General features: G+C 65.4%; 9 protein-coding genes. 7 read left to right on the top strand and 2 right to left on the bottom strand.

From position 1 onward, the window contains the following. Positions 1–504: YeiH family protein (locus ACFPU0_RS27475; RefSeq protein WP_377696457.1), on the top strand; the 504-nt coding region annotated here is incomplete at its 5' end. A gap of 276 nt (positions 505–780) precedes the next feature. Here ACFPU0_RS27475 and ACFPU0_RS27470 read toward each other — a convergent pair. Further along, positions 781–1,671 carry a LysR family transcriptional regulator gene (locus ACFPU0_RS27470; RefSeq protein ID WP_377696456.1) on the bottom strand — a complete coding sequence of 297 codons (891 nt, stop codon included), beginning with the start codon at positions 1,669–1,671 and terminating at the stop codon, positions 781–783. A gap of 167 nt (positions 1,672–1,838) precedes the next feature. On the opposite strand from ACFPU0_RS27470, the gene ACFPU0_RS27465 reads away from it, so the two are divergent. The 4 genes from ACFPU0_RS27465 (at position 1,839) to betA (ending at position 6,783) form a co-directional block, all read left to right on the top strand. After that, positions 1,839–3,347: an aldehyde dehydrogenase family protein gene (locus tag ACFPU0_RS27465; protein WP_377696455.1), complete on the top strand. Its 1,509-nt coding sequence runs from the start codon at positions 1,839–1,841 to the stop codon at positions 3,345–3,347. A gap of 99 nt (positions 3,348–3,446) precedes the next feature. Continuing rightward, positions 3,447–3,620, top strand: coding sequence for a hypothetical protein (locus tag ACFPU0_RS27460; protein WP_377696454.1), 174 nt, complete (start codon positions 3,447–3,449; stop codon positions 3,618–3,620). Positions 3,621–3,623: 3 nt separating this feature from the next. Continuing rightward, the gene (locus ACFPU0_RS27455; protein ID WP_377696453.1) at positions 3,624–5,105 is read left to right on the top strand and encodes a purine-cytosine permease family protein; all 1,482 of its coding nucleotides are present in this window, start codon (positions 3,624–3,626) and stop codon (positions 5,103–5,105) included. Then, entirely contained in the window at positions 5,098–6,783 is a 1,686-nt protein-coding gene (betA, locus tag ACFPU0_RS27450; protein WP_377696452.1) for a choline dehydrogenase, read from the top strand. Before ACFPU0_RS27455 ends, betA begins: the two co-directional genes overlap by 8 nt. Positions 6,784–7,211: 428 nt before the next feature. Here the strand turns inward: betA and ACFPU0_RS27445 are convergent, their stop codons facing one another. Then, complete coding sequence (locus ACFPU0_RS27445) at positions 7,212–8,216, bottom strand: AraC family transcriptional regulator (RefSeq protein WP_377696463.1); 1,005 nt, start codon at positions 8,214–8,216, stop codon at positions 7,212–7,214. Between the two features lie 376 nt (positions 8,217–8,592). Here ACFPU0_RS27445 and ACFPU0_RS27440 point away from each other — a divergent pair, with 376 nt between their 5' ends. Further along, positions 8,593–9,156, top strand: coding sequence for an RBBP9/YdeN family alpha/beta hydrolase (locus tag ACFPU0_RS27440; protein ID WP_377696451.1), 564 nt, complete (start codon positions 8,593–8,595; stop codon positions 9,154–9,156). Positions 9,157–9,283: 127 nt separating this feature from the next. Continuing rightward, positions 9,284–9,557 (top strand): DUF1302 family protein (locus ACFPU0_RS27435; protein ID WP_417715043.1); only part of this gene is annotated, 274 nt, incomplete at its 3' end.

Below are 9,557 nucleotides of genomic sequence, written 5' to 3'. Positions count from 1 at the left end.
CTGGCGATGATCCTCTACCCGATGATCGCCGAGGCCCTCGGCCTCTCGCCGCTGCACGCCGGCCTGTTCATCGGCGGCACCATCCATGACGTGGCCCAGGTGGTGGGCGCCGGCTACAGCATGTCCCACGAAACCGGCGACAGCGCCACCGTGGTCAAGCTGATGCGGGTGGCCATGCTGCTGCCGGTGATCCTCTGCGCCGCCATGATCACCCGCATGCGCGGCGCCGAGCCCGGCAGCAAGCGGCCGCCGCTGCTGCCCTGGTTCGCCGTGGGCTTCGTGGTGCTGGCCGCCGCCAACAGCACCGGGGTCATTCCGCCGCTGGTGCAGCAGGCGGGCAATGAACTGTCGCGCTGGTGCCTGGTGATCGCCATCAGCGCCCTGGGCATGAAGACCCAGCTCAAGGAACTGGCCACGGTGGGCATCAAACCCATCCTGCTGATGGTGGGCGAGACCGCCTTCCTCGCCGCCCTGGTCCTGGCCATGCTGCACTGGGGGTTCTGAACCTTTACTCCTGCTCCCGTAAGGGGGTCATCGACGCCTGCCACAGCGGGCTTTCACCGCGCCGAAGCCGACAGGGATGGGCTTCTGGCGCGGTTTTTTTTGCGTCGTGGAATCTTGATGCCTGACCCTAGGGTGCGCTGTGCGCACCAGGTTGCAATTCGATGGGTATCGCTCCGCTCGACCCATCCTACGGGTTACGGGCTCGATACGAACTTGATGGTAGGGTGCGCCGATCGGTCTGGAATCTCCCACAGGCAAACAAACAGCGATGCCTACTCAAACCGCCAGATCGTCGAGGAACGCCTGCAGGATCGGCGGCGGCGCCAGGCCGCGGCGGGTGATGGCGTCGAAGGCGGCCAGTGGGCGCAGGCGCTCGGGCAGCAGCGGGCGCATGTCGCCGGCCTCTACCCAGCGGGCGGCGAAGTGGCGGGGCAGGAAACCCAGGTAGGCACCGGAGATGATCAGGATGGCCAGCGCCTCGATGTTGTCCACCGTGGCCGCGGCCTTGGTCGCGCCCGCCAGTTCCAGGTCGCCTTGCTGCAGGAAGCCGCGGACCACCAGCCGCGAGGCGGCGATCTGCCGTTGCAGTTCCTCATCGGCTGCCTGGCTGCGGTACAGCGGGTGGTGGCGGCCGCAGTAGAGGCCGAGGACTTCCTGGTAGAGCGGGGCATAGGTGAGCCCGGGGACGCGGACGGGGAAATGGCCGATGGCCAGGTGCAGGCGGCCGTCGAGCACCCGCTCCTCCAGTTCGGACGGGGTGCCCACGTAGACGTTCAGGTGCACGTCGTGGCCGCGGGCGACGAAGCGCTGGGTGGTGGCCGGCAAGGGCGAGTCCGGGTCGGTGATGGTGGTGTCGATGATGCCGAGGTTGAGGGTGCCGCTGATATGTCGCTTGAGCACATCGGCGTCCATGCAGAAGGCCTCGACCGCCGACAGCAGGCGCTGGGTGGCCTCGTGTATGGCGACGCCCTGCTCGGTGAGGCGGAAGCCGCTGCGCCCGCGCTGGCAGAGCTTGACGCCGAGGCGCGCCTCCAGCTGGGTCATCTGCTCGCTGATGGTGGACTGGCCGACATTGAGGGCGGCCTGGGCCGCGGAGAACCCGCCGCAGCGGACTATGGTCTCGAAAACCCGCAGCAGTTTCAGGTCGACGTCATAGAGCTGGATCACCTCAACCTCCCGTTATTGGATAGATCGGAAATCAGCAATCTGTGTATCTGATCTTTTGGATTTTACCCATGTGAATCCGGCGCCATAGTCGACCCAACGGCGATTTCCGGCAAGGCCTGTAAGCCGTCTTCCCACCACGCGACCTGCGCACGACGACGAGAGCGACGATGGATACCAGAACAAAAAACTATCTTCAGCAATACGGCGTTTCCGAAGCGACCCAGCGCTTCCTTTCCAAACCCCTGAAACTCTTCATCGGCGGTGCCTGGATGGAGGCCTCCGATGGCGGCAGCGCCGAAGTGATCGAACCTTCCAGCGAGGGTGTGCTCGCCCGCATTCCCATGGCCACGGCCGAGGATCTCGACCATGCCGTGCAGGCTGCCCGCGCGCAGTTCGACGGCGGTCCCTGGAGCCAGCTCAAACCCCTGGAGCGCGAGCGCCTGCTGCAGCGCCTGGCCGACCTGATCGAAGCCAACGCCGATGAGCTGGCGGAGATCGAATCCATCGACATGGGCAAGTCGGTGGCCCAGGCCCGCGCCGTGGACATCCAGGGCACCATCGACACCTTCCGCTACTTCGCCGGCTGGGCCAGCAAGATCCACGGGCGCACCGCGGAGCCCTCGCTGCCTGGCAACTACCTGGCCTATACGCGCAAGGAGCCGGTGGGCGTGGTGGGCGTGATAGTGCCTTGGAACTTCCCGCTGCAGACCATGGCCTGGAAGCTCGGCGCCGCCCTGGCAGTGGGCTGCACCGTGGTGGTCAAGCCGGCCGAACTCACCTCCCTGTCGGCCCTGCGCTTCGCCGAGTTGGTGCAGGAAGCGGGCATTCCCGACGGCGTGGTGAATATCCTCAGCGGCCGCGGCAGCGTGGTCGGCACGGCGATGTCCAGCCACCCGGGCATCGACAAGCTGAGCTTCACCGGCTCGACCCCGGTAGGTTGCTCGGTGGGCAAGGCGGCCATGGACCAGATGAAGCGCCTGACCCTGGAACTGGGCGGCAAGTCGCCGGTGATCGTCTTCGCCGATGCCGATATCAAGGCCGCCGCCCAGGCCGTGGCCAACGGGGTGTTCTTCAACTCCGGGCAAGTCTGCGACGCCGGTACCCGCGCCTACGTGCACCGCAGCATCTATGCCGAGTTCCTGCGCGAACTGGCCGCCTACACCGCGACCCTGAAGATCGCCCCCGGGCTGGACCCCGACTGCTTCATCAGCCCCATGGTGTCGCGCCAGCAACAGCAGCGGGTGCTGGAGTACATCGAGGCCGGCAAGGCCGAAGGGGCGGAGCTGTACTACGGCGGCGAGCCCGTCGAGGGCCCCGGCTTCTTCGTCCGGCCGACCATCTTCGCCAACTGCCGCAACGACATGCGCATCGTCCAGGAAGAGATCTTCGGCCCGGTGCTGGTGACCGCACCCTTCGATGATGAGGAAGAGGCCCTGGCGCTGGCCAACGACTCGGCCTTCGGCCTGGCTGCGGCGCTCTACTCCAACGACCTGGGCCGGGTGCACGGCCTGATCCCGCGCCTGCGCGCCGGCACCGTCTACGTCAACGCCCACAGCACCCTCGATCCCTCCATGCCCTTCGGCGGCTACAAGCAGTCCGGCTACGGCAAGGACCTCGGCTCGGAACAACTGGATTTCCTGCTGGAAACCAAGGCGGTGTGGATCACACTGCCCTGAGGAGCTGGGCGGGAAGGCGCCGCCGCCCCCGGGCGACGGCGCAAACAAGTCGGGATGCATCGAATTTCAAGAACAAGAACCCATAGAGGTGATGCCCAGATGAACAGCCAAGCGGATATCGAGCGTGCGCAAGAGCTGGAAAGACGCATCCGCGTCTACGAGCAACAGGAAGAGAGCAACAACTGGCCGGGGGCGTTGAACGCCGTCGACTACATCGCCATGACCCTGATGACGCTGGTGCTGGTCATCGGCTCCTGTGTCTGGGGGTACTGAGCCATGGCCGACCAGGAACGCGTCAATCACAGCCTGGAAGCCGAGCGGGGCGACACGCCGCTGCTGCCCGCCGAACGCATGTGGGGCTTCTGGGAGTTCACCTACGCCAACTCGGCCCTGGCCATCGCCACCTGGGCCTTCCTCATCGGCGGCGCCACCGCCCTGTTCGTGGGGCCACGCGAGGGCATAGCGGCGATCATCATCGGTAACATCCTCGGCGTGCTGCTGGCCACCTTCTCCACCTGCGTACCCTGCGGCAAGTACGGCACCGAGCAGTTCACCTTCCTGCGCAGCATGTTCGGCGGCAACGGCAGCCGGCTGGTATACGTGCTGGCGGTGGTGTTCCTGACCATGGGCTGGCTGGCGGTGCTGGGGCTGATGTTCGGCCGCTCCATCGATGGCCTGGCGGGGCTGGTGTCGGAACACAAGACCGATGCCAATGGCCTGCTGGTACTGGCGTCCGGCTTCTTCGCCATCGTCCTGACCGGTTTCGTGGTGGCCAAGGGACCGACCTCGATCAAGGTGTTCAACACCATAGTGGCGCCGGCCCTGGTGCTGATCATGGGGGTGATGTTCTACATGATCCTCAGCAAGCACGCCTTTTCCGAGCTCATGGCCATGCCGGCGCTGGACGCGCCCTTCGACGACAAGCGGGTGAACTTCATGATCGCCGTCGAGGTGAACATGGCCGCGGGCTTCTCCTGGTGGCCCTACATCGGCAACCTGGCGCGGCTGTCGAAGAACCAGCGGGTGGCCTTCTGGCCGAACATCATCGGCATCTTCGGCGCCGCCTCCCTCGGCGAGGTGGTGGGCCTGCTGGCCGCGGCGGCACTGGGGGACAGCGATCCCACGGTGTGGATGACCAAGATCGGCGGCCTCACTTTCGGCGTCATTGCGCTGGGGTTCGTGGCTTTCGCCAACGTCACCAGCATGGTGAATATCCTCTACACCTCCATCGTCGGCCTGCGCCAGTTGGCCGGGCAGACGTTGCGGGCGATGAGCTGGGAGCTGCTGGTGGTGCTGTTCTGCGTGGCTCCGGGGCTGATAGTGCTGTTCGCGCCGGGCATCTACGACGGTTTCTTCATCTTCCTGGTCTGGACTTCGGCCCTGAACAGCGCCCTGGCCGGCATCGGCATCGCCGACTACTTCTTCCTCCGCCGCCAGCGCCTGAACCTGCGCCACCTCTATGCGGCGGAAGCCCTGTCGCCGTTCCGCTTCTGGCGGGGCTTCAATCCGTCGGCGCTGGTGGCGCTGGTGGCCGGCTTCGCCATCTACGTGGTGGTGTTCAACCCGCAGACACTGGCCAACACCACCTTCTTCACGTTCGCCACCGCGTCCCTGCCGTCCTGCCTGCTCGCCGGCGTGGTCCACTACGCGCTGACCCGAGTACTGGCTGCCCGCCTGGGCTGGGGTGCCTACCCAAAGGGCGATGCCCGCAAGATCGAGGCGCTCGACCTCACCGCAAAGGGTTACAGCAATGAATAAGCGATACGACTACATCATCATCGGTGCGGGTTCGGCCGGCTGCGTCCTGGCCAACCGCCTCACCGAGGACGCGGGCACCTCCGTGCTGGTGCTGGAGTTCGGCGGCAGCGACCGCAGCGTGCTGATCCAGATGCCCAGCGCCTTTTCCATCCCGATGAACACCAGAAAGTACAACTGGCGCTACGAGACGGTGGCCGAGCCGCACCTCGACAACCGCCGCCTGCACTGCCCGCGCGGCAAGGTGCTGGGTGGTTCGTCCTCCATCAACGGCCTGGTCTACATCCGTGGCCATGCCTACGACTTCGATGAATGGGAGTCCCTGGGGGCGAAGAACTGGGGCTATCGCAACTGCCTGCCGTACTTCAAACGCGCCGAGACCTACAAGTTCGGCGGCGACGACTACCGCGGCGCCAGTGGCCCCCTGGCCACCAACAATGGCAACAACATGCAGAATCCGCTCTATGGCGCCTGGGTGGAGGCGGGGGCCGAGGCCGGCTACATCAAGACCGATGACTGCAACGGCTACATGCAGGAAGGCTTCGGTGCCATGCACATGACAGTGAAGGATGGCGTGCGCTGGTCCACCGCCAACGCCTACCTGCGGCCGGCGATGGAGCGGCCCAACCTGACCGTGGTGACCCATGCCATGACCCGGCGCATCCTCCTCGACGGCAAGCGCGCGGTGGGCGTGGAGTACGACCAGGGCGGCCAGACCCATACCGCGTACTGCAACCGCGAGGTGCTGGTGTCCTCCGGGCCCATCGGCTCGCCGCACCTGCTGCAGCGTTCCGGCATAGGGCCCGCAGCGGTGCTGAAGAAGGCCGGCATCGAGGTCCGCCACGACCTGCCGGGCGTGGGGGAAAACCTCCAGGATCATTCGGAGATCTACATCCAGTACGCCTGCAAGCAGCCCATCACCCTCAACGGCAAGATGAGCCTGCTGGGCAAGGCGCTGATCGGTCTGCGCTGGCTGCTGTTCAAGGACGGCCTGGGCGCCAGCAACCACTTCGAGGCCGGCGGCTTCATCCGTTCGGAGCAGGGGCTGAAATGGCCGGACATCCAGTTCCACTTCCTCCCGGCGGCCATGCGCTACGACGGTGACAAACCGTTCAAGGGCCACGGTTTCATGGTGCTCACCGGGCCGAACAAACCGAAGAGCCGGGGCCATGTCCGCGCCCGTTCGGCCGACCCCTACGAGCACCCGGAGATCCGCTTCAACTACCTGGAGAGCGAGGAGGACCGCGAAGGCTTCCGCCGCTGCGTGCGGCTGACCCGCGAGATCATCGGCCAGCCGGCGATGGACCCTTATCGGGGCGAGGAACTGGCGCCCGGCGCCCATGTGCAGACCGACGAGGAGATCGACGCCTTCGTGCGCGCCAACATGGAAAGCACCATGCACCCCTGCGGTTCGTGCCGCATGGGCGAAGACGAGATGGCGGTGGTGGACTCCGAACTGCGGGTGCGCGGCATCCAGGGCCTGCGGGTGATCGACTCGTCGGTGTTTCCCACCGAGCCCAACGGCAACCTCAATGCGCCGACCATCATGCTCGCCGAACGCGCCTCCGACCTGGTGCGAGGCCGCCGCATGCTGGAACCGGCGGATGTCGAAGTGGGCCTGGCCGCCAACTGGGAAACCGCCCAGCGCAGCGGGGCGCCAGTGCGCAAGGTCAGTGCCTGAGTCCAGCCAGTAGGGTGCGCCGCAGCGCACCCTACGGCTGAGGTCAAGACCGATCTCTTTGTGGGGGCGAATTCATTCGCCAAGGGCGGCACAGCTGCCCCCTGCAAAGCCTCGGGGCAGCCTTTCGGCCTGCTTGGCGAATGAATTCGCCCCTACAGAGTAAACATCCACGTTCGTAGAACGTGGACTTGCTTTTGGCCCCCTATAAGGGGGCATCCCGGTGCAGGCTGGAAAATCGTAGCCCGGCTAGCAGGATGAAGCCGATGCGGTAGGGTGCGCCGTGCGCACCGGCGGTTTGACGTGGTGCCGAAGCCGATCCCGGAATCGCTGCGCGCAGCGCACCCTAGGGTCCAGGCCAGGCGAAAGGGGAGGTCTTGTGCAGGGGGAGGATTCGCCCCCACAGGTTCAGGCATTACCAAGGTGGATCTTCATTCTTCCGCCTTCACCTGGTGCTCCCGCCGCCAGGTCGCCGGCGACTTGCCGAACTGGCAGGAGAACCAGCGGGTGAAGGAGCTGGGTACCGAGTAGCCCAGCAGGTCGGCGATGCGGCTGAGTGAATAGCGGGGGTTCTCCATGTAGCGCAATACCAGGTCGCGCCGCGCTTCGTTGATCAGGTCGGAGAAGGTCACCTGGCTTTCTTCGAGCCGGCGTTGCAGTGTGCGCACGTTCATCCCCAGGGACTGGGCGATCTGCTCGATGGTGGAGCGGCCCATGGGCATCAGCAGGTAGATGGCCTTGCGTACATCGTTCAGCGTCGACTGCCGTGCGGCGCCGGGCAGGGTTTCCACCAGGCGCTGCGCATGTCGTGCCATGGCCGGGTCGGCCAGGGGGTTGGGTTTGTCCAGGTCGGCGACCTGGCAGACGATGCCGTTGAACTCGCTGCCGAATTCCACCTTGCAGCCGAACACCCGGCGGTGCAGCTGCAGTTCCGGCGGGGCGTCATGGCTGAAGTTCACACTCAGCGGGCGCCAGTTCGACCCCAGCAGGGCGCTGCACATGCGAAACAGCACGCCGATGGCCAGCTCCATGCCCTGGCGCATGGGCGCCGACGTGTCACTGATGATCTCTTCCCGCAGGATTACCGTTTTGCCCACTTCGTCCACGTAGAGCGCCAGCGATTCGTTCAGCAGGTGGCGGTACTGCACGATGATGTCCAGCGCGTCGCGCAGGGTTGGCTGGTGGGAGAGCAGCAGGCTGATGACGCCGAAATCCGACAGCTGGCGCGACTCGGCCATGCGCAGTCCGAAAGTGGGGCAGTTGGCGGCGCGGGCGGACTCCTCCAGCAGGGCGGCCACGGCGGAAGTCGGCAGGCGCTGTTCGGGATTGTCGATCAGGGACTGGCTGAGCCCCACCTGACGCAGGAGTTGCTGTGGGTTGAGGCCCAGGTGCTGGGCCACTTCGATGTAGTTGGTCAGGGCCGCTGCGCGAACCATTGGGGTCATGTCGATCGCCACGCTGAGGTTGTGCCGGCACGGGGTGGTACATCCGGTACCGATGGTTATTGTCGTAAATAGCGAAGTGAGTCTGCCGTCGCTGATAGTCCGCGAATTTGTTTTTGATGACAACGGCTGCTCTGTTCCCGCTCGTGACAAGGAGCAAGTAAAGACAAACCCTGGAAATTGGCCCACCCCACGGACGGCGGGCATGGCCGCCGAGTCGGAAGCCGAGTGGGGTGGGGCGGCCCTGTCATGAAATGCGAAGCTCCTGACGCCCTATGAAAAGCGGCTCCTCCCTTGCACCTCTACTGTTTGCATCACCAAGTTCCTAAAGCCGCGATGGCGATCCCATCGCAAGCAAAAGGGTGATGACGTGTCCGATAACAACAACGCAACCATCCTCATAGTCCCGGGCCTGCGCGACCACGTTGCCGACCACTGGCAGACCCTGCTGGCCGCCCAGCTGCCCAAGGTACGCAGCGTACCGCCGCTGGAGCAGGACAAGCTGAGCCTGCCGGCCCGGGTCGAAGCCATCCAGCGTGAGCTGGAACAGATCGAGGGACCGGTGATCCTGGTCGCCCACAGCGCCGGCGTACTCATGGTCGCGCACTGGGCGGCTCGCTACAGCCGGCCGATCAAGGGCGCGCTGCTGGCGACCCCGCCGGACCTCGACGCCACCTGGCCGGAGAACTACCCGAGCCCCGAATCCCTGCACGCCAATGGCTGGACCCCGCTGCCGCGCACGCCGCTGCCGTTCCCCAGCCTGGTGTGCGCCAGCGACAACGACCACCTGGCCAGCCTCGAAGCGGTTCGCCAGATGGCCAGCGACTGGGAAAGCAGTCTCGTGGAATTGGGTGATGTCGGTCACCTCAATCCGGCGGCGGGATACGGCGAGTGGTCCTACGCTCATGAACTGATCCAGATGCTGGATCGCTGACGGATATCCAATGCCCGGCCGGGACATCGGCGGGCAGGCGCGCGGCCTTGCAACCGGCTGCGCGTCCGCGGCAGGGAGTGCGCTGAAGGGTTGCTGTAGCCAATACAACAAGAAGCGGAGCTAACGCATGAAAAACAACAACAACCATCACCTGAACCTGCGCAGGTGCCTGCTCGCCTCGGCCATCGCCGCCGGGATGGGCGTGCCGGTCGGGGTGCAGGCCTTCGAGGTCGACACCGGCAACCCGGACTGGTCGGTACGTTTCGACAACACCGTGAAGTACAACTATGGCGTGCGCACCGAGAGCGCGGACAAGCGGATGCTGGGCACCCCGAACAACAACGACGGTGACTACAACTTCCGCAAGGCCGGTACCAACATCACCAACCGTATCGACCTGT

Origin of the sequence: Pseudomonas sp. GCM10022186 (assembly GCF_042656385.1) — a bacterium.
In the GTDB taxonomy this organism is placed as follows: Bacteria; Pseudomonadota; Gammaproteobacteria; order Pseudomonadales; family Pseudomonadaceae; genus Metapseudomonas.
The sequence above is the reverse complement of the archived record's forward strand: the minus strand, read 5'-3'. Positions and strand labels throughout refer to the sequence as shown.